The sequence below is a fragment of the Mycobacterium sp. NGS51 genome (assembly GCF_059812525.1).
The window spans coordinates 1-20905 of sequence record NZ_JCALCV010000006.1; the positions used below are offsets into that span (position 1 = coordinate 1).

The following is a 20905-nucleotide window of genomic DNA, read 5'->3' on the forward strand; positions in this document are numbered from 1 at the left end:
TGTTGCAGCGACCGCCTGAATTCAAGCCGCGCGCATACCCGTTTCTGCGCACGCTCGCGAACGGGTGACGAGAAGGCTTGCCACGCCAGGCTCGCCTCCGTCGTGCGGGCATTCCCGTGGCGGACCTGCCGTAGGACAGCGTCGCGCTCTCAGGCGAGGAATTAACCACTGGACGAGCGTGCGCAGAAACGGCGTTCACCCCGGCGTGTCGGCCGGGGACACGCACGCTCGCGGCAAAAGGCAACGTCAGACCGGCAGGAGTTGGTCGATCACCGCGGCCAGCTGTTTGGCCGAGCGGCATTCGTGCATAGTGATGACCTCTTCGTAACGCGGCACCGCCGAATCGCCGCTGCCCCACAGATGCTTGGGCTCGGGGTTGAGCCAGTGTGCGTGGCGGCTGGCGGTCACCATGTGCGCCAGCACGTCGGTGGCCGGGTCGCGGTAATTCGTGCGGCCGTCGCCAAGCACCAGCAGCGAACTGCGCGGCGAGAGCACGTTGTGGAACTGCTCGGTGAACGACACGAACGCATTGCCGTAATCCGAATGCCCGTCGCGGGTGTAGACACCGGCCTCGCGGGTGATCCGCTGAATCGCCACCGCCAAATCGGCGTCGGGACCGAACAGGTGCGTCACCTCGTCGGTGGTGTCGATGAACGCAAAGACCCGGACGCGGGAAAACTGTTGGCGCAAAGCATTTACCAGCAACAGCGTGAAGTGGCTGAACCCGGCGACCGAGCCGGAGACATCGCAGAGCACCACCAATTCGGGCCGGGCCGGCCGCGGTTTACGCAACACCACGTCGATCGGCACGCCGCCGGTCGACATCGACTTGCGCAGCGTCTTGCGCAGGTCGATCGACCCGGCGCGGGCGCGACGCCGACGGGCCGCCAGCCGGGTAGCCAGCGTCCGGGCCAGCGGTGCCACCACCCGGCACATCTGACGCAGCTGGTCACCCGAGGCGCGTAGGAACTCGACGTTCTCGGACAGCTGCGGGATGCCGTACATCTGCACATGATCGCGGCCCAGCTGCTCGGCGGTCCGCCGCTTGGTCTCCGCGTCGACCATCTTGCGCAATTGGGTGATCTTCTGCGCGGCAAGCGCTTTGGCGATCTGCTCTTGGGACGGGGTGGGCTCGTCGCCGTAGGGCGCCAGCAGGCCGGCCAGCAGCCGACCCTCCAACTGGTCCAGCGCCATCGCCTTGAGCGCCTGATACGACGAGTAGGACGGACCGCGACTGGAGCTGTATTTGCCGTAGGCTTCCACGATTTGGGCGATCATCGCCACCAGTCGCTCGTCCATGTCGGCGAGATCGGTGTTCTCGGCCAGCAAATCCAGCAGCATCTGCCGCATCGCTTCGACGTCTTCGGCAAGCAGTTGGATGTCGGGATCGTCGTCGTCAGACGCCTCTTCGGCCACCACCGCCCGCGCGCCCAGCGCCGACGGCCACCACAAATCGAACATGGCGTCGTACGTTTCCCGATGGTCGGGGCGGCGCAGCACCGCACAGGCGATTCCCTCGCGTAACACCTCCCGGTCGCCCAGACCCAACGCCGTCATCACCCGACCGGCGTCCACCGTCTCCGACGGTCCGACCGAAATACCCTGACCCCGAAGCGCTTCCACGAACTCCACCAAATGGCCGGGCAGCCCGTGCGGGGCCAGCGGCCGACTGGGGCGAACGCGGCGGGCCATCAGTTGAGCCGCAACTCGCCAGACGCGCGGTGCTGGTCGGACTGATGCTTGAGCACGACGCCCAGCGTGGCCGCGATGGTGGCGTCGTCGATGGTGTCCAGACCCAACGCCAAAAGCGTGCGCCCCCAATCGATCGTCTCGGCCACCGACGGCAGCTTTTTCAGCTGCATGCCGCGCAGCACACCGATGATCCGCACCAACTCGTCGGCAAGGTGCCCGGGCAATTCGGGAACCCGGGACAACAGGATGCGCCGCTCCAACTCCGGGCTCGGGAAATCGATGTGCAGGAACAGGCAGCGACGTTTGAGCGCCTCGGACAGCTCCCTGGTGGCGTTGGAAGTCAGCACTACGAACGGCGCCCGCTCGGCGGTGATTGTCCCCAGCTCCGGGACGGTGACCGCGAAGTCGCTCAACACCTCCAGCAGCAGGCCCTCGATTTCGATGTCGGCCTTGTCGGTTTCGTCGACCAGCAGAACCGTCGGCTCGGTGCGCCGAATCGCGGTCAGCAGCGGACGGGTCAGCAGAAACTCCTCGCTGAACACGTCGGATTTTGTGGACTCCCAGGCCCCCCCATCAGCGGAGCCGGCCTGAATCCGCAGGATCTGCTTGGCGTGGTTCCACTCGTAGAGCGCGCGGGCCTCGTCCACCCCCTCGTAGCACTGCAAACGCACCAGCCCCGACCCGGTGGCCTGCGCGACGGCGCGGGCCAGCTCGGTTTTGCCCACCCCGGCGGGTCCTTCGACCAGCAGCGGTTTGCCCAGTCGGTCGGCCAGGAAGACGGCCGTCGCGGTGGCAGTGTCGGGCAGATAGCCGGTCTCGGCCAGCCGCCGGCCGACATCATCGATATCGGCGAACAGCGGGATGGGCCGCGCGGGAACAGTCACTGGGGTTTCTCCTAGGGAACACGGGTGTGGCCGTCTCCCCAGACGATCCACTTGGTCGAGGTCAACTCCGGCAGCCCCATCGGGCCACGAGCGTGCAGCTTCTGGGTTGAGATGCCGATCTCGGCGCCGAAACCGAACTGCTCACCGTCGGTGAACGCCGTCGACGCGTTCACCATTACCGCGGCCGCATCGATTCCTTCGGTAAAGCGCTGGGCGGCAGCCATATTGGTGGTCACGATCGCCTCGGTATGTCCGGTGCCGTATTCGTTGATGTGATCGATCGCGGCGTCAACCCCGTCGACCACCGCCACGGCGATGTCCATGGCCAGGTATTCGCGACGCAAGTCGTCCTCGTCGGCGTCCAGGTGCACGGTGACCCCGGCGTCTTGCAGCGCCCCGACCAGCCGGGGCAGCGCCTGCCCGGCGATGGCGGTGTCGACCAACAGCGTCTCGGCGGCGTTGCACACGCTGGGCCGCCGCGTCTTGGAGTTCAGCAGCACCTGTTCGGCGACGTCGAGGTCAGCGCCGCCGTCGACGTAGACGTGGCAGTTGCCGACGCCGGTCTCGATGGTGGGGACGTGCGCGTCGCGGACCACCGCCTCGATCAAGCCCGCTCCGCCGCGCGGGATGACGACGTCGACCAGGCCGCGGGCCTGGATCAGGTGGGTGACGGTCGAGCGGTCGGAACTGTCGAGCAGCTGGACTGCATCGGCGGGCAGGTCTTCGTGGGCCAGGGCGGCGCGTAGCACCGAGACCAGCGCCTGGTTGGAGTTCGCCGCCGACGAGCTGCCGCGCAGCAGTGCGGCGTTGCCGGATTTGAGCGCCAAACCGAAGGCGTCGACGGTGACGTTAGGACGGCCCTCGTAGACCATGCCGACCACGCCGAGCGGAACCCGCTGCTGGCGCAGCATCAGCCCGTTGGGCAGGGTGTAGCCGCGCAACACCTCGCCGACCGGATCGGGCAGACCGGCGACCTGGCGCAAACCCTCGGCGATTCCGTCGATGCGCTGCGGGTTCAGCGCCAACCGATCCAGGATCGCCGTCGGCGTGCCGGCGGCACGCGCGGCGTTGAGGTCATCGGCGTTGGCGCCCAGCACCTGGTCGACATGGGCCACGATCGCCTCGGCCGCGGCGAGCAGCGCGTGGTCTTTGACGACGGTCGGCAACGAGGCCAGCGTGCGGGCCGCCACCCGGGCGCGGCGCGCGGCATCGTGCACCTGTTGACGCAAGTCAGCGCGCGACGGTGCTTGCAGACTCATTCCCCCAGGGTATCGGGCTGCCGTGGCGAGCGCCTCAGCGCGTCGCGCTGTCGAGCTTTCAGAGCACCCGCTCAGCGGCAGCCGCCCGCTGAACGTTACTGCGACGCTCGTCGATAATGCGGCCCAGGTCCTGTAGCAGCACCGGTTTACGCATCACGAGATGTTCGAGATGCTCCCGGTCGATCTCCAACGCGGTCACCTCATCCAGCGCGAATGCGCTCGTGACGTTCGGTTGACGGGTCAACGTGGTCAGCCCGAGAAATGCCCCCTCATGCAGCGTGTCGACCGGAACGACTGAGCCGTCTTCAGTCGTCGCCGTCAACCGGAGGCTGCCGACGATCACAAATGTCATCCCGGTGGGCACATCGCCGATGGACTGCACAATCTCGTTGACGCCGTAGCGGACCAGCCTCGCGTGCGGAACGAGCGCCTGTTGGTCGGTTTCGCTGAGCCGCAATGCCGGTCCCACCATCGTTCGCAACGCGCTCTCAACACGTGCCGGAGTCGAGAAGTCGTCGTCGGCACCATCGAGGTGCAGCCCTTCGCGCCGTGCGGCATACCAGAGCCAACCGAGAAATGTGGCTTGGGCCGCACCGTCGTCGCCAGGCGAGCGCAACGCAATTGTCGTGCAGTAGTGGGCTTCGCCAACGGGCACCGAGGTGGGCGACTCGTCAGCCATGGGATGCGGCAGCGCCTCGGCAACCCGCGATAACACCGCGCATACCCGGTCGGGTGGGTCGGCCGCGGAAAAGGTGGTTGTTATCGTCAGAGTATGCGCGCCGGCCGGGCGGCTCAGATTCGTGAATGACAGGCCGGCAAGCACCGAGTTCGGCATGATCTGCAGTCCGCGACCGGTCTCGATATGGACGGCGCGCCAGTTCACCTCGACGATTCGTCCGCGCGCCGTCGGCGTGTCCAGCCAGTCGCCGATCCGAAACGGTTGCTCGAACAACAGGAAAAGACCTGACACGATCTGGCCGACGGAGTTTTGCAGCATCAGGCCGATGACGACTGACGTCACGCCCAGCGCGGCGAACAAGCCGCCGATGCGGACGCCCCAGATGTAGGAGAGGATCAGCGCCAAGCCTATGCCGATCATCAACAGCCGGGCGACGTCGAACAGGATGGTCGGGAGGCGTTTGCGCCACGAATCTTGCGGTGCGCCCTTGAACAGCGTCGCATTGAGCCCCGACAGCAACAGCAACAGCACCGTGAAGCCGAACAGTGTTGCGATCAGCCGTATTGAGGTGTTTCCGGCCGGGACTTCGACGGCCTTGACGAGCAGCAGCAACAGCGCGCCGAGCGGCAACAGGTAATTGCGCAGCAGGTTGACCGGCCCGGCCAGGTAGCTCTGCCTGCGGGCGAGGGCGTGATGCCATTCTGCGAGCACGATGAGCGCCACGGGCAGGCCCGCTGCGACAACGATCGACCAGTAGAACCATGGCGACTCGAACATGCTCATTGTCGCTCCGACAATCGCCACACCGGCTGCTCGGAACCGTCGACCACAATGTTTCCGGCCGGCGTGAACTCCCGCATGTCCTGCATCAGTTCATATACCTGCGAGGTCACATAGATCCCGGGCTGCGGTAAGCCCCTGTACATCTGGTACGCCAAACTTACTGCGGCGCCCCACATGTCATAGACGATGCTCGATCGGCCCACCAGGCCACTGACGACTCTCCCGGTGTTGATACCAGCGCGAAGGCTGAGGTCATGGCCACTTTGGCTGTTGAACCGGTCGACGATGCGTTGCATTTCGAGGGCGAACTCGACAGTGCGGTGCACGTTGTCGAGACGCGGTGTCGTCACCCCGCAACTGGCGAGGTACCCGGTGTGCAACGTGCGAATTCGCTCCACACCCAAGGCTTCAGCCGCTGAGTCGAATTGCCGGACAAGTTCGTCGACAGTCCCTACTAGTTCGTCGCCGGAGACGTCGCCTGATGTTTCGTTGAGCCCGACGATGTCGGCGTAAATGACAGTGACATCCTGGTGCTCCTGCGCGATGGTCTGTTCACCCTCGCGATAACGCTGCACGACCGGCTCTGGCATCAACGACAGCAATAGCCGGTCGTTTTCCCTGCGCTGCTCGTTGAGCAACTCTTCTTTGATCTGCAGGTTACGGCTCATCTCATTGAAAGCCGAAGTCAAGTCGCCGAATTCGTCGCGTGATGTTACCGGGATGGTGACATCGTAGTCACCCGCGCTGATCCTCTTCGTTCCAGCGTCCAGCCGGCGAATCGGGCGGACAAACACCCTTGCCAACAGCGCCGACACCAGGCAGATGACGAAAATGAGTGCGGTGGTGGTCAATACGATCGTTTTGGTAAACGACTCTATCCGCGACAGGGCCTCGGAGATGTCCTTGGTCGCGAGGATAGACCAGTGCAAGTCAGAGTCCGACACCGTCAACGGAGCGTAGGCCTCCAGTTCTCGATTACCTAAATAGTCTGTCCCGGTGACGATTCCGGCCTCGCCGCGCTGGGCCGCACGAAGGCCCGCGCTGCCAACTGGCTGCACCAGCGTCGTACCACCTAACTGGATCGCTTGGTCGACGACGCTGGTCGGCGTGCCAGCGGCCACTGCTTTGCGTCGATACTTTTCCGGGGCTTCAAGGAAGAGCCGTGAATCCGAACGCATCAAGTTGTCTGGACCGGCTAGATAGGTCTCGGTCGTCTTGCCCAACCCGGCGGCTTCCCAGTGTTTGTCGGCAGTCATGATCTTGTTGATCTTCGAGATCGGTAACGGCAACGCCAGCACACCCTCGGTCCTGCCCCCCGAGCGGACAGGCGACACCAGCCATGCGGTGGGCGCGCCGAGCTGCGGTTGATACGGCTGGAAATCAGTGACCCAGACGAAGTCGACGACGTTGGCGCCCATCGCTTTTTCGTATGCGTCCCGCAGATTGGAGTCGCGGTAGGGGCCGGTCAGGATATTGGTACCCAGGTCAGGTCCCTTGTTGAAGGAGTAGACGACGTTGCCGCGGGTGTCCAGCAGCAGCGCATCCTGGTATTCGAAGCGTTTGACGATCTCCCGGAAGTAGTCGTTGAAGCGGACGTTGGCGGCTGTCCATGCGCTGCCATCACCGGGGTCGTCACCCTTTTTCGAATCGCCATCCGGCGTCGATGGTGCGGTGTAGTGGGCCTCGAGGTACTCCTGCGCGTTCGACGTTGGCAGCAGCGCATCGATGTCGAGTTCGACCCCGGTTGCCTCCTCGGTCGGCTTGATCACTTGGTCTTCGTAGTAGTTCACGATCGCCTGTTGCTGCGCCGGGTCGATTGGCGCGTGCGCGAGTTGATCGAAGCCGACGGTGAACGCTTCGAGCGCTTCCAGTGGTGTTGCACCACGGCTGTAGACGACCAGTGAATTCTTCAGATCTGCGAATTGTGTCTCCACCGCGCGCTTTTGCGATGCCCGCAACTCGGTCAACCGGTTGTAGGCCGAGGTCTTCAGCGCGTCGCGGCCCGATACATACTCGATGACACCGATCACCGCCACCGACACGATGCTGGTCAACAGCAGCATCACCATGACTTTGGATTGGATACTCATGCGGGGAAGCAGCCACCGGCGGCGTCTGACTCTGGGGTTGGAGCCCTGCTGACCCTGCGGTGCTGTTCGCTCGTCCGACGTCAATCGGCTTCCTTCCGCTGGTGCGCGTAAGAGGCACGGATCACCTAGCAGACTAACGCGACCGTTGTGCATTCAGACCTGACTCCATAACGTCGGCCGAATGGCAACCCGAGTGTGCGTGGTGGGCAGCGTGAATATGGACACCGTGTTCGACGTCGATTCGCTGCCGCGACCGGGCGAAACCGTGTTGGCCACGTCAGCGCGGTCGACGCCCGGCGGCAAGGGCGCCAATCAGGCGGTAGCGGCGGCACGTGCCGGCGCGCGGGTGCGATTCGTCGGCGCGGTGGGCGACGACGCGGCGGCCGCGCAACTGCGCGCACACCTGCGCGAAAACGGGGTGGGCACCGACGGACTACTCACTGTGGCTGGACCCAGCGGTTCCGCGGTCGTGATCGTGGACTCCGCAGGAGAAAACTCGATCGTCGTCGCGCCCGCCGCCAACGGTCAGCTGACGCTGGACTCGACGGAGTTGCGTGCCATCGTTGCCGACTGCGATGTGGTGTTGATTCAGCTGGAGATCGCGGTGGCCACAGCCGTTGCGGCGGCCCGAGAAGCACGTTCCGCGGGGGCGACCGTCATGGTCAACGCTTCTCCCCCACACGCCGACCTCGACGAGTTGGCCGAGCTCACCGACGTGTTGATCGTCAACGAGTCCGAAGACGAGCGGTGGGTGTGGCCGGTGACGCATCGGGTGGTCACCCGGGGCGCCTCCGGCGCCAGCTACTGCGGAGGCGGCGACGACATCACGGTTCCGGCGCCTGCGGTGGAGATCGTCGACACCGCCGGAGCCGGTGATGTGTTCGCGGGCGTACTGGCCGCGGGGTGGGCCACCGGCCGCGACTACGCGTTGCGGCGCGCGTGTGCGGCCGGTGCGCTCGCGACGCTGGTACCCGGTGCCGGCGACTGCGGACCGCTCGGCGAAGCTATCGATGACGTCGTCGCAAAAACCAAAGGAGAGCATTAAATGTCGCCACCACGTCCACCCGAGGGTGACTGGCTCGGAACGAAGTTCCTGAAGTTCACCCGCGAGGGCCCGTTCGGAGTCGTCACGCTGGACCGCCCCGAGGCGCGCAACGCGATGACGCCGGCAATGTACTTCGGCATCCGTTATGCGATCACCCATGTCAACGCCGACGCCGAGCTGGCGGGCCTGCTGATCACCGGCACCGGTGACGTGTTCGCACCGGGCGGTGATCTCGGCGGTGGCGGCGACGACAACTGGATGCAGTGGGGCTCGGCGCTGTCGCTGGATATCACGCCATTCGACACGCTGCGCAAGTCCGCCAAGCCGGTGGTGTCGGCGGTCAACGGGCTGTGTCAAGGCGGCGGGCTGCAGATCGCGATGTGCAGCGATGTCGCGGTGGTCAGCGACCGCGCGACGTTTCGGGTCCCGGAGCTTTACCGCGGCATCGCCGACACGTATTACAGCCAAATGCTGGCCCGCATCGTCGGACCCATCCGTACTCGCGACCTGATGCTGACCGGGAGGACGCTGTCCGCGGCGGAGGCCGTCGAGTGGGGCATGCTCGCGCGGATGGTGCCGCACGAGGAGTTGATGGACGCCGCACGCGAGGTGCTCGGTCAAGCGTGTCGTACGGCGCCAGCCGCGCGGCGGGTCGTCAAGGCCAGCCTGGACAACTACCTCGGGCTCTACGACCGGATCGGTATGGAGGCCAGCATCGAAGGGCCCGAGGCCGTCGAGGGCTTTGTGGCGTTCCGTGAGCGGCGGTCACCGAACTGGGTGCACCCCGACCTGCGAGTCGACGGCCGGCTGTAACGCCCATTGCGCCCAACGTCGAGTTGTTGCGGCGAACCGGCGGGATTCGCCCGACAACTCGACGCTCGAGCGGCCTTAATCTTCGGGTATCTCGCGGTCGATCTCCTCGAGCCAGGCCCGCGCGGACATGTCCGACGGCGCTCGCCAGTCCCCACGCGGTGACAGCGAACCGCCATGGGAAACCTTGGGCCCGTTAGGCAGAGCCGAGCGCTTGAACTGGCTGAACGAGTAGAACCGTTGCACGAAAACCTGCAGCCAATGCCGGATCTCGCTCAGTGAGTACGAGGGCCGCTTGTTCTCCGGGAAACCCGGCGGCCAGCTGCCCAAGTCGGGATCGCTCCAGGCATGCCACGCCAAAAACGCGATCTTCGACGGCCGGAACCCGAACCGCAGAATCTGAAACAACGAAAAGTCCTGCAACGCATACGGTCCGACCTTCGCTTCGCTGCTCTGAATTTCCTCATCCTCACCGGAAGGCACTAACTCCGGTGTGATTTCGGTGTCGAGCACCGACTGCAGGGTTTCGCATACCTCTTCGTCGAACTGGTCAGACGAAATCACCCACCGAATCAGATGCTGGATCAGCGTTTTCGGCACGCCGCCATTGACGTTGTAGTGCGACATCTGGTCGCCGACACCGTATGTCGACCAGCCCAGCGCCAGCTCCGACAGGTCACCGGTGCCCAGCACAATGCCGCCGCGCTGATTGGCCAGCCGGAACAAGTAGTCGGTGCGCAGCCCGGCCTGCACGTTCTCGAACGTGACGTCGTAGACCTTTTCCCCGTGCGCGAACGGATGATCCATGTTGGTGAGCATGAGTTGGGCGGTGTCGCTGATGTCGATCTCTTCGAATGTGACGCCCAGGGCTCGCGACAGCCTGATCGCGTTGCCCTTGGTGCGATCGCCGGTGGCAAATCCCGGCAGCGTGAAGGCCAGGATGTCGCTGCGCGGCCGGTTTTCCCGGTCCATCGCTCGTGCGGCGACGATCAGCGCATGCGTCGAGTCCAGCCCGCCGGAGATGCCGATGACGATCTTCGGATAGTCCAGTGCCCGCAGGCGTTGCTCAAGCCCGGCGACCTGGATGTTGTAGGCCTCGTAGCAATCCTGCTCCAGCCGGTTGGGATCGGACGGCACGAACGGAAACCGCTCGACCGCGCGCTGCAGCCCGAGGTCACCAATTGGCGGATCCAGCCGAAACTCGATGCGCCGGAACGACTCGGCCGTATCGCGGTGGTGGCGCCGGTTGTCGTCAAACGTGCCCATCCGCAGCCGTTCGGAGCGCAGCAGTTCGATGTCGAGGTCGGCGACCGACCGGCGTTCACCTTTGGGGAACCGCTCCGACATAGCGAGCAGCACCCCGTTCTCCCAGATCATGGTCTGCCCGTCCCACGCCAGGTCGGTGGTCGACTCCCCTTCTCCGGCAGCGGCATACACGTACGCGGCCAGACACCGCGACGATGCCGAGCGGGCCAGCAGGCAGCGGTCCTCGGCGCGACCGATCGTGATCGGGCTGCCGGACAGGTTGGCCAGCACCGTCGCGCCGGCCAGCGCAGCTTCGGCGCTCGGCGGAACCGGTACGAACATGTCCTCACAGATTTCGACGTGCAGCACGAAGTCGGGCACATCAGATGCCGCGAACAACAAGTCGGGGCCGAACGGGGCCTGCATGTCGCCGATCCAGACAGTGCCGCGCTCGTCGTCTCCGGCTGCGATCTGCCGCTGCTCGTAGAACTCCCGATAGGTGGGCAGGTACGACTTGGGCACCACACCGAGCACCACCCCGCGGTGGATGACGACGGCCGTGTTGTAGATCCGGTGCCGGTTGCGCAGCGGCGCCCCGACGACCAGGACCGGCGACAGGTCGGAGGAGGCCACCACGATGTCGAGTACCGCGTTCTCGACCGCATCCAGCAGGACGTCTTGGAGCAGGATGTCCTCGATGGAGTAGCCCGACAGCGTCAACTCCGGGAAGACGGCCAGCCCGACACCGTCGTCGTGGCACTCACGGGCGATCCGCAGCACCGAGTCCGCGTTGGCCGCCGGGTCGGCGATCGTCGTGTGATGGGTGCACGCGGCGACGCGGAAGAACCCCTGCCGGTAAATGTTGTAGAAGTCCATCGTCTTCATATTGCCCTGTGGCCGACCTCGCTATGCATCAGCGGGGCGCGAGGTTATCCGCCGACGGCAGGACGGGGAATTTTGTAGCGTCGGTCTCTCATGCGGAACACGGCGTTGCCGGTGCGACGCTCGGCGGTGTTGGCCATCGGCCCAAGAACACCCGGCGGCGGCGTCCCGCCCGACGTGCCCGTCGCCGGGTTGGCCGCCCACGCCGGTAGCGCCCGAAAGGCCGTGCTCGTCGCGCCCAGCGGCTCAGCGACGGGGCCAGCCGCCGGAGTGGCCGTGGCCCAGCCCTGCGGAACCGACAATTTGCCCACCCGATCGGCGGTGTTCATGCCAGCGAGCACCTCACCGCGGACTGCTCCAGTCGCCGGCGCCGTGGCCGCGGCCGTGACGGCGTGTGTGGCGCCCTTGCCGGCAGCCTTGGCCGCCTGGAGGTCGAGCAAACGCTGCCCTACCCCGTAGTTTCCAGCCGAGAACACCGAGTAGGCCACCTGCCAGACCGGAGTTATGGGCCCGGCAAGGGTATTGAACGTGCTGAAGGCGGTCACGATCGGGCTTGACGCCACGCCCGCGGACGCGTTCACGGACGCCCCGGATGCCAGGCTTTGCAGCTGTGGCAGTGTCGTCTGCGCCTGCTCGGCGGTTGCGGTGCCCACGGCGTGAACGACCGCGGCGGCTTGGGCGGACTGCCCGGTGGGGTTCGTGGTCTGCGGAGGCTCGCTGAACGGGGTCAACACGCTCGCTGCCAACGAGGCGGCGGCATAGCCGTACATGGCGGCGGCATCCTGCGCCCACATTTCGGCGTAGGCGGCCTCGGTGGCCGCAATCGCCGGCGTGTTTTGCCCGAAGAAATTCGTGGCGACCAGCGTCGCCAACTGAAGGCGGTTGGCGGCAACGACCGGTGGCGGGACCGTTGCCACAAATGCCGCCTCATAAGCGGCCGCCGCCGCCCGAGCCTGCCCGGCTGCCTGCTCAGCCTGTGCCGCCGTTGTCGTCAGCCAGGCCACAAACGGTGCGGCCGCACCAGTCATTGCGTTGGATGCCTCACCTGACCAACTCTGGCCGTGCAGCTCCGAGACAGCCGAAAAGTAACCGGCGGCGTACGAATCTAATTGTCCGGCAAGGGCATCCCAGCCCGACGCCGCCGCCATCATCGGCCCTGAGCCCGGGCCGGCATACATTCTGGCCGAATTGACCTCGGGCGGCAGCGCCCCGAAATCCAGCACCGGCTATCCGCCGAGGGACGGACGGGGCATCTTGAAGCGGCGCGGCGCGACCCGCAAGACGCTGCTGACCGAGTGACGCGCCAACATGCCCGCCATCGGGCCCACGCCGGCAACCGGAGCCCCGGCGGCCGTTCCCGTCGCTGCCGTCTCCTCCAATGGCGCGGCGGCCCCGAGATCCATTTCGGACATCCACAGCGGCTGTTCGACGGCGCTGGCCACCGGTGTTGCCGAAGCCCAGCTCTGTGGGACCGACAAACCGCCGATGGGTGCCGCGCGACCCATATTGGCAAGCACCGCGCTGCGAACGGCGTCTGTGGCCAACGACTTCGCCCCGACGGTGACGCCCTGAGTCGCCGCGACGGGCAGGTCGCCGGCCGCTTGGATCTGCGCCCGCAAAGCCCCAGTCGCGAAGCTTCCCGCCGACGTGAATGTGCGGCTCAGGCCCGCGCCGAGGCTGATGGGTCCGGTAAGAGTATTGAAGTTACTGAAGCCGGTGAGTATCGATGACGCACCCGACGCGGCTGAGGTCGAAGGCCCGGATCCAAGGCTTTGCAGCTGCTGCGGAACCGCCGACATGAATTGCGACAAGGTGGCCTGAGACCGGGTGGCGGTCGAGTTGGCCATCGCCTGCGCTACCGCAGTTGCCTGGTTTGATTGCCCTGCGAGGTTCGTGGTCTGCGGCGGCTCGCTGAACGGCGTCAGCGTCGTCGCCGTCGATGAGGACGCGGCATAGCCGTACATCGCGGCGGCATCCTGCGCCCACATCTCGGCGTAGGCGCCCTCGGTGGCCGCGATCTGTGTGGTGTTTTGCCCGAAGATGTTGGTTGCCACCAAGTTCGTCAACTGCGTGCGGTTCGCGGTGACGAGCGCCGGCGGCACCGTTGCGGCGAACGCGCTCTCGTAGGCAGCCGCCGCCGCCCGAGCCCGGCTGGCCGCCTCCTCGGCCTGCGCGCCGGCTGTCGTCATCCAGGCCACGTATGGCGCGGCCGCGGCGGCCATGGCATTCGATGCACTTCCCGACCAGCCGTCGCCGAGCAGTCCTGAGATCGTCGCCTCGTAACCGCGCGAAACCGATTCCAATTGGACGGCGAGGGCATCCCACGCCGAAGCCGCGGCCATCATCGGCCCCGAACCCGCACCGGCGTACATCCTGCTCGAGTTGACCTCGGGAGGCAGCGCCCCGAAATCCAGCATCAGCATTCCCCTTCTCAGCCATGTCGAGAGGCCCGATGGCGCCAAGTTGCAAACAGTTCGGCATAAAACTTGCGCGAGCGCCGCGGATCTGCGGCGCGCGTCGGCGCCCGCGTTCGCGACGCGAGCGACAATCCGTCCGGACGTCAGGGCTTCGTGACTACCAAGCTCCATCCAGCTAAGGCGGTCGAGTTTCGTTCTGCGGCAACCAATCCGCTCAACCGCACGGTTCGGAGAGGCAAGCACGCGATAACTGCAGTCAACCGGACCATACGTGACGTTAAGACCCGACAACGGTCGGCAATCATCGAAGCCGGCGCACAAACGCTGGCCGCCAGCAAACTGTGTAGGGTTGGGCTGACGGTGGCCTGTGAACAACCTGCGTGGTAGATGTACGTGTCGATCAGGTGAATTGCAGGTTGCCGGCCGGCGAGCAACCTGGGCAAAGGCCGCCACGAGTTTCGATCTGGCTGATCCTAAAGGGTCGACGACGTTTCACCCGGCCGGTGTCAACGGTCCCCGATGGGGTATCAAGACCTCATGAGCGACACCGCCGTGCTCGTCGTCGACATGCTGAACAGCTATGAGCATCCCGACGCCGAACTGCTGACTCCGAATGTGGAAAAGATCGTCGAGCCGCTGGCCGACCTGATTCGGCGGGTGCGTCAGCGCGACGACGTCGACCTGGTCTATGTCAACGACAACTACGGTGATTTCACCGCAGAATTCTCCGACATCGTCGACTCGGCACTGGGCGGCGCGCGCCCGGATCTGGTGGAACCGATTCTTCCGCGACCGGGCTGCCGGATGGTGACCAAAGTCCGACACAGCGTCTTCTACGCCTCTCCGCTGGAGTATCTGCTCAGCCGGCTGGGCACCAAGAGTTTGATCCTTACCGGGCAGGTCACCGAGCAATGCATCCTCTACAGCGCGCTGGACGCGTTCGTGCGCCACATCCCGGTCGTGATACCCACCGACACCGTGGCGCACATCGACGCCGAGTTGGGTGCGGCGGCGCTGAAGATGATGGAATCGAATATGGATGCCGAGTTGACCTCGGCCGCGGACTGCCTGGACTGATCGGACGTAGTGTCGGACGGGTGGAAACCCCCGAGCTGGTCGCGACGCTGGCCGGTCGCCGGGTGGCGGTGTTGACGGGCGCCGGGCTGTCCACCGATTCGGGTATCCCCGACTACCGCGGGCCGGATTCCCCGCCCAGCAATCCGATGACGATCCGGCAGTTCGTCGGCGACCCGACGTTTCGGCAGCGCTATTGGGCCCGCAATCACGTGGGCTGGCGGCACATGGACACCACCCTGCCCAACGCCGGGCATCGGGCACTGGCCGCGCTGGAGCGGGCCGGCGCGGTCATCGGAGTGATCACCCAAAATGTCGATTTGCTGCACACCAAGGCCGGTAGCACGGTGGTGATCAACCTGCACGGCAGCTACGCCCAGGTGGTGTGCCTGAGTTGCGGACAAACCATGAGTCGTGCAGCGCTGGCCGACAAGCTGGAGGCACTCAACCCGGGCTTCATCGAACGGGCCGAGTCCGTCGGTGGATTGGCGGTCGCTCCCGACGCGGACGCCGTCGTCGTCGAAACCGATTCCTTTCGATACCTCGATTGTTGCTGCGGGGGCATGCTCAAACCCGACATCGTCTACTTCGGCGAAAACGTTCCGAAAGACCGTGTCGCCCAGGCTTATTCACTGCTCGACGACGCCGATGCGCTGTTGGTGGCCGGATCGTCGCTGACCGTCTTCTCCGGCTACCGCTTCGTGCGGCACGCAGCCGCGCGCGGCATCCCGATCGCCATCGTCAACCGCGGAGGCACCCGAGGTGACGATCTGGCCGCGGTCAAAGTCGACGGCGGCTGCTCGGAATTGCTGACCCTGCTTGCCGCCGAGTTGATGCCGAGCGCGGTGCTCTAACGCGTCAGAACGTGCACGCCATTTGGCGGATGCCGTGGATGAAGTTGCCCGCCAGATAGTCCGGCGTTCCGGCGGCGATATCCGGTAGCTGCCGGAGCAACTCGCCGACGATGGCGCGCAATTGCGCCCGAGCCACATGGGTGCCCAGGCAGTAGTGTTGGCCGCCGCCGCCAAAACCGACGTGCGGGTTGGGGTCTCGGCTCAAGTCGAAGCGCTCGGGGTGGTCGAACACCGCGTCGTCCCAGTTGCCGGAGGCATAGAACATCGCCACCTTCTCGCCGGCCCGAATGGTCTGGCCACCCAACTCGTAATCGGTTGCGGCCGTGCGCCGGAAGGTCATCACCGGCGTGGCGTAGCGGATGAACTCCTCGACCGCCATGCCGATGCGGTTGTCGAAATCCTCCAGCAGCCACGCTCGCTGCTCCGGGAACTCGGTGAGCGCCTTGAGGGCATGGCTGGTGGTCTGCCGGGTGGTGTCGTTACCGGCCACGGCGAGCAACACAAAGAACGCGGACACGTCGCCATCGGTCAGCCGATCACCGTCGACCTCGGCGTTCACCAGGCTGCTGAACAGGTCGTCGCCGGGGTGTTCGCGTCGCTCGGCGGCCAGCCTGCCGGCGACTTGGTGCAAATACGTCACGCCTTCGAACATGACCTGCATCGGGTTGCGCCCGTCGAGATAAATCGGATCGTTGATCGACACCAGGGCATCGGCGTGATGCGCGACCTGCTCGCGCTCGGAATCCGGGATGCCCATCATGTCCGACAGCGTGCGCAGCGGCAGTTCCTTGGCGCAGTGCTCGACGAAGTCGGCGCCACTGCCGGCGGCCCGCAATTCCTCGACGATGGTCTTGGCGGCGGCTTTGATCGAATCCTCGATGCGCCTGACCTGCCGAGGGGTGAACGCGGCACTGGCCAGCTTGCGCAGCTTGGTGTGCCGGGGCGGGTCCATGGCCAGGAAGGACTGCGTGCTTTCGAGCAACTCTTCGGGAAAGTTCTCGAACATCACGCCCTTGCCGGACAAGAAGACCTCGTTGGTGCGGCTCACCGTGACGATGTCGGCGTGCCGGGTGATCGCCCAATAACCGGGGTCGTCGGGGTCGTTGAGCATCGCGTCTTCGACCGGTGGATGCCAGCTCACCGGCCGTTCTGCCCGTAGCACGGCGAACGAGCGCTCGCGGTCGGCGGCGGTGGTGGTCCAGAAGGCCCGCGAGGACAAGTCGATCGGGTCGTAGCTGCGGATAGTGGCTGATGTCGCAGTCATGGTGGGTCCTTCGTGGGCTATGACTCGGATCACAGCACCATAATTTAGACAGAGTGTCTAGTCAAGATGTCGGTATATCGATTAAGCTTCGACGCATGCCGTCGGTGACCCGTAAGCCGCAGGCCAAGCGGCAGGAACGGCGCCAGCGCATTGAGCGCCGGTTGCTGGACGCCACCGAGCGGCTGATGCGCGACGGCGCCAGCTTCACCGAACTGTCCGTGGATCGGTTGTCCGGCGAGGCCGGGATCTCGCGGGCCAGCTTCTACATCTACTTCGAGGACAAGGGCGATCTCGTGCGCCGGCTCGCCGGGCAGGTGTTCGGTGATCTTGCCGATGCTGCCGAACGCTGGTGGAGCGTGGCGTGGCGACACGATCCCGGGGACGTCCGGGCCGCGATGACTGCCATCATCGCCAGCTATCGCCGTCATCAACCACTGTTGGTGGCGCTCAATGAGATGGCGGCCTACGACCCGTTGGTGAACGCCGCGTACCGCGATCAGCTGACTGGTATTTCGGCGCGAGTGGCCCGGGTCATCGAGGATGGCCAGGCCGACGGGTCTATCCGCCGCGCGCTGCCCGCGGCCACTACAGCCAGTGCGCTGACCTGGATGGTCGAGCGGACCTGCCAGCAGAATCTTCCGGGCACTCCGTCCGCTCACGATGCCGAGTTGGCCACCGCATTGACCGAGATCGTTTGGAGCGCGCTGTATCTCGAGCAGATTCGGTAGCGCTACACGGCGACCAGGTCGTCGGCGTGCACGGCGGGTCGGCGCAATTCGGCGGGCAACTCAGAGGTCGACCGGCCGATCATCGTGCTCAGTTCCGCGGCGTCGTAGGCGACGACGCCGCGGGCCACCACGACCGAATCCGGGCCGCGCAGTTCGACGACGTCGCCACCGTGAAACCGGCCCGACAGCGCGGTGATACCCGCGGGCAGCAGCGAACGGCGCTGTTCTATGACCGCGCGCACCGCGCCCTCGTCCAGCGTCAGCGAGCCGGCCGAGTCCGCGGCGTAGCGCACCCAGAACCGGCGCGCCGACATCCGCTGCGGCCGCGCGGCGAACACGGTGCCCACCGAGGCGTCTCCCAGCGCGGTCGCGGCGTCGGCGGCCGCGGCCAACAGCACCGGCACCCCCGCATCGGCGGCCAGCAGCGCCGAGGACACCTTCGATGCCATACCACCGGTGCCCAAATGGCTGCTCTGGCCGGCCACCACGCCATCGAGATCGGCGGGCCCGCGGACTTCGGCGATGAACGACGCCGAGCCTTTCCGCGGATCGGAGTCGTAGAGCCCGTCGATGTCGGAGAGCAGCACCAGCGCGTCGGCGCCGACCAGATGGGCCACCAGTGCCGAAAGCCGGTCGTTGTCACCGAACCGGATCTCGTTAGTGGCCACCGTGTCGTTCTCGTTGACGATGGCCACCGCATGCAGCGCCCGCAGCCGATCCAACGTGCGCTGAGCGTTATTGTGCTGCACCCGCATCGAAACATCGTGCGCGGTCAGCAGGACCTGCCCGACCGTGCGCTGGTAGCGAGCGAACGCCGCACTCCACGAGTTCACCAGCGCCACCTGCCCCACGCTGGCCGCTGCCTGCTTGGTCGCCAAATCCGTTGGCCGGCGGTGTAATCCAAGCGGCTCGATGCCCGCGGCAATAGCTCCGGAGGAGACGATGACCACGTCGGAGCCCGCTTTCATGCGCGCCTCGATGGCCTCGGCGAGGCCGGCCAGTCGTCCGGCATCGAACACCCCTGTCGAGGTGGTCAACGCGGTGGTGCCGACTTTGACCACGACGCGACGCGCGCCGCGGACGGCCTCGCGCGCGGTCATGAGTCGTGCTCGCGACGTCGGCGGCGGGCCGCTTTGCGTTCGGCGGCGCCGACGCGCTCGGTGCGCTCCAGGCGTGCGTCGGTACCGCGGCCGGACAGTGCCACATCCACACCGGCGGGCGTTTGGGGCTCCCAGTCGAAGGTCATCTCGCCGATCGTGACCGCGCAACCCGGTTGCGCGCCCAGCCGCAGCAGCTCGTCCTCTACGCCCAGCCGCGCCAACCGGTCACCCAGATAGCCGACCGCCTCGTCGTTGTCGAAGTTGGTCTGGGTGATCCAGCGTTCGGGCCGCGCGCCACGCACCACAAACCCGCCCTCGCCGTCGGGCGTCACGGTGAAGCCGGCCTCGTCGACCGGGATCGGACGGATCACCGGACGTCGCGGCGCCAACACCGGCTGCGCGGCTTGATACTGCGCAACCAGGTCAGCCAGTGCGAATGTCAACGGCTGCAAGCCTTCCCGGGCCACAGTCGACACCGTGAAGACGGGCCAACCGCGCTCGGCGATGTCATCGTGGACGAACTCGGCCAGTTCGCGGGCCTCCGGCACGTCGATCTTGTTGAGTACCACCGCCCGTGGCCGCTCGGCGAGGTCGCCGAGCGTCGAATCGCCTTGCAGGGTGGGCCGGTAGGCAGCCAACTCAGCCTCCAGCGCATCGATGTCGGAGACCGGGTCGCGGCCCGGCTCGGCGGTGGCGCAGTCGACGACGTGTACCAGCACCGCGCACCGCTCGATGTGCCGCAGAAATTCCAGCCCCAAACCGCGGCCCTGCGACGCGCCTGGAATGAGTCCGGGTACGTCGGCGACAGTGAACGTGCGCTCCCCCGCCGAGACCACCCCGAGATTGGGCGCCAGGGTGGTGAACGGATAATCGGCGATCTTGGGCTTGGCCGCCGAAATCGCCGACACCAGAGACGATTTGCCGGCTGACGGAAACCCGATCAGGCCGACGTCGGCAACGGTCTTGAGCTCTAGCGTGAGGTCGTGGACCTGCCCCTTCTCACCGAGTAGCGCAAACCCCGGCGCCTTGCGGGCGCGTGACGCTAGCGCCGCGTTGCCCAGCCCGCCGCGTCCACCGGCAGCGGCCTCAAAGCGGCTGCCGGCGCCGACCAAATCGGCTAGCAACCGGCCACGCTCGTCGAGCACGACGGTGCCGTCGGGAACCTTGACTTCCAGATCCGCGCCGGCTGCGCCGTCACGGTGGCCCCCCATACCTTGCTTGCCCGACGGCGCAACCACATGCGGGCGGAAGTGGAAGTCCAGCAAGGTGTGCACTTGCGGGTCGACAACAAGCACGACGCTGCCGCCCCGGCCGCCGTTGCCGCCGTCGGGACCGCCGAGCGGCTTGAATTTCTCGCGATGTACTGAGGCGCAGCCGTTACCGCCAGAGCCTGCTCGCACGTGGATGACGACGCGATCGACAAACCGAGCCATCGGGGATCCTCTCACCCGCCGACTGTGAAGCTGTTGCGAAAATTCTGCCGAGAATTCGCAACAGTTTCACACTCGCGAAGCTTTAGGCCTCCGGGACGATGTTGACCATCTTGCGGCCGCGCTTGACGCCGAACTCGACGGCACCGGCCGCCTTGGCAAACAGCGTGTCGTCGCCGCCGCGGCCGACGTTGACGCCCGGGTGGAAGTGCGTACCGCGCTGGCGAACCAGGATCTCACCGGCCTTGACGACCTGACCACCGAACCGCTTGACGCCAAGCCGCTGGGCGGCGGAATCGCGACCGTTGCGCGAGCTTGAAGCGCCCTTCTTGTGTGCCATGTCGTTCGCTCCTACTTGATGCCGGTGACCTTCAGGACCGTCAGCTGCTGACGGTGACCCTGACGCTTGTGGTAGCCGGTCTTGTTCTTGAACTTGTGGATACGGATCTTGGGTCCCTTGGTGTGCTCGAGCACCTCACCGGTCACGGCGACCTTGGCCAGAGCGCTGGCATCGGTGGTGACCGTGGCACCGTCGACGACCAGTGCGACCGGCAGCGACACCTTCGCGCCGGGCTCGGAGTCGAGCTTCTCGACCTTGACGACGTCTCCGACCGCGACCTTGTACTGCTTACCGCCGGTCTTGACGATTGCGTAGGTCGCCATCGTTAC

The 20905-nt window shown here is 65.9% G+C and carries 18 protein-coding genes; 5 read left to right on the forward strand and 13 right to left on the reverse strand.

Annotated features, from left to right (window positions below; genetic code table 11):
- Positions 1-246: 246 nt before the first annotated feature.
- Genes AC5Y5W_RS09320 through AC5Y5W_RS09340 form a run of 5 tightly spaced genes read right to left on the reverse strand, consistent with a single transcriptional unit; the run spans position 247 to position 7471 of the window.
- Positions 247-1695 (reverse strand): vWA domain-containing protein, encoded by a 1449-nt coding sequence (locus AC5Y5W_RS09320; RefSeq protein WP_500010451.1) that lies wholly within the window; start codon positions 1693-1695, stop codon positions 247-249.
- Positions 1692-2576, reverse strand: coding sequence for an AAA family ATPase (locus tag AC5Y5W_RS09325; RefSeq protein ID WP_499884361.1), 885 nt, complete (start codon positions 2574-2576; stop codon positions 1692-1694). Before AC5Y5W_RS09325 ends, AC5Y5W_RS09320 begins: the two co-directional genes overlap by 4 nt.
- A gap of 11 nt (positions 2577-2587) precedes the next feature.
- Entirely contained in the window at positions 2588-3835 is a 1248-nt protein-coding gene (locus tag AC5Y5W_RS09330; protein ID WP_500010349.1) for a glutamate-5-semialdehyde dehydrogenase, read from the reverse strand.
- 58 nt (positions 3836-3893) lie between these two features.
- Positions 3894-5297 (reverse strand): mechanosensitive ion channel family protein, encoded by a 1404-nt coding sequence (locus tag AC5Y5W_RS09335; protein WP_500010350.1) that lies wholly within the window; start codon positions 5295-5297, stop codon positions 3894-3896.
- Complete coding sequence (locus AC5Y5W_RS09340; RefSeq protein WP_500010351.1) at positions 5294-7471, reverse strand: adenylate/guanylate cyclase domain-containing protein; 2178 nt, start codon at positions 7469-7471, stop codon at positions 5294-5296. The genes AC5Y5W_RS09335 and AC5Y5W_RS09340 overlap by 4 nt, the downstream gene beginning before the upstream one ends.
- A 97-nt stretch (positions 7472-7568) precedes the next feature.
- Here AC5Y5W_RS09340 and AC5Y5W_RS09345 point away from each other — a divergent pair, with 97 nt between their 5' ends.
- Positions 7569-8432 carry a PfkB family carbohydrate kinase gene (locus AC5Y5W_RS09345; protein ID WP_500010352.1) on the forward strand — a complete coding sequence of 288 codons (864 nt, stop codon included), beginning with the start codon at positions 7569-7571 and terminating at the stop codon, positions 8430-8432.
- Positions 8433-9245, forward strand: coding sequence for an enoyl-CoA hydratase/isomerase family protein (locus AC5Y5W_RS09350; protein ID WP_500010353.1), 813 nt, complete (start codon positions 8433-8435; stop codon positions 9243-9245).
- A gap of 75 nt (positions 9246-9320) precedes the next feature.
- Here the strand turns inward: AC5Y5W_RS09350 and AC5Y5W_RS09355 are convergent, their stop codons facing one another.
- The 3 genes from AC5Y5W_RS09355 to AC5Y5W_RS09365 are packed head-to-tail and all read right to left on the reverse strand — an operon-like array spanning position 9321 to position 13786.
- Positions 9321-11363, reverse strand: coding sequence for an NAD(+) synthase (locus AC5Y5W_RS09355; protein WP_500010354.1), 2043 nt, complete (start codon positions 11361-11363; stop codon positions 9321-9323).
- Between the two features lie 53 nt (positions 11364-11416).
- Positions 11417-12592 carry a PPE family protein gene (locus AC5Y5W_RS09360; RefSeq protein ID WP_500010355.1) on the reverse strand — a complete coding sequence of 392 codons (1176 nt, stop codon included), beginning with the start codon at positions 12590-12592 and terminating at the stop codon, positions 11417-11419.
- Positions 12593-12595: 3 nt separating this feature from the next.
- The gene (locus AC5Y5W_RS09365) at positions 12596-13786 is read right to left on the reverse strand and encodes a PPE family protein, SVP subgroup (RefSeq protein ID WP_500010356.1); all 1191 of its coding nucleotides are present in this window, start codon (positions 13784-13786) and stop codon (positions 12596-12598) included.
- Positions 13787-14323: 537 nt separating this feature from the next.
- Between AC5Y5W_RS09365 and AC5Y5W_RS09370 the strand changes: the two genes are divergently transcribed.
- Positions 14324-14863 (forward strand): cysteine hydrolase family protein, encoded by a 540-nt coding sequence (locus AC5Y5W_RS09370; protein ID WP_500010357.1) that lies wholly within the window; start codon positions 14324-14326, stop codon positions 14861-14863.
- A 20-nt stretch (positions 14864-14883) separates the two neighbouring features.
- On the forward strand, positions 14884-15714 hold the full coding sequence (locus AC5Y5W_RS09375) for an SIR2 family NAD-dependent protein deacylase (RefSeq protein ID WP_500010358.1): 831 nt from the start codon (positions 14884-14886) through the stop codon (positions 15712-15714).
- A gap of 4 nt (positions 15715-15718) precedes the next feature.
- Here the strand turns inward: AC5Y5W_RS09375 and AC5Y5W_RS09380 are convergent, their stop codons facing one another.
- Positions 15719-16978, reverse strand: a complete 1260-nt coding sequence (locus tag AC5Y5W_RS09380; protein ID WP_500010359.1) for a cytochrome P450 — start codon at positions 16976-16978, stop codon at positions 15719-15721.
- Positions 16979-17073: 95 nt separating this feature from the next.
- On the opposite strand from AC5Y5W_RS09380, the gene AC5Y5W_RS09385 reads away from it, so the two are divergent.
- Entirely contained in the window at positions 17074-17706 is a 633-nt protein-coding gene (locus tag AC5Y5W_RS09385; RefSeq protein ID WP_500010360.1) for a TetR/AcrR family transcriptional regulator, read from the forward strand.
- Positions 17707-17708: 2 nt separating this feature from the next.
- Here the strand turns inward: AC5Y5W_RS09385 and proB are convergent, their stop codons facing one another.
- From proB to rplU, 4 genes are all read right to left on the reverse strand, one after another.
- Positions 17709-18806, reverse strand: a complete 1098-nt coding sequence (gene proB, locus AC5Y5W_RS09390) for a glutamate 5-kinase (protein ID WP_500010361.1) — start codon at positions 18804-18806, stop codon at positions 17709-17711.
- On the reverse strand, positions 18803-20239 hold the full coding sequence (gene obgE, locus AC5Y5W_RS09395; RefSeq protein ID WP_500010362.1) for a GTPase ObgE: 1437 nt from the start codon (positions 20237-20239) through the stop codon (positions 18803-18805). The genes proB and obgE overlap by 4 nt, the downstream gene beginning before the upstream one ends.
- Positions 20240-20321: 82 nt before the next feature.
- Complete coding sequence (gene rpmA, locus AC5Y5W_RS09400; protein WP_065016721.1) at positions 20322-20576, reverse strand: 50S ribosomal protein L27; 255 nt, start codon at positions 20574-20576, stop codon at positions 20322-20324.
- A gap of 11 nt (positions 20577-20587) precedes the next feature.
- On the reverse strand, positions 20588-20899 hold the full coding sequence (gene rplU, locus AC5Y5W_RS09405; RefSeq protein ID WP_065016722.1) for a 50S ribosomal protein L21: 312 nt from the start codon (positions 20897-20899) through the stop codon (positions 20588-20590).
- Positions 20900-20905 lie beyond the last annotated feature (6 nt).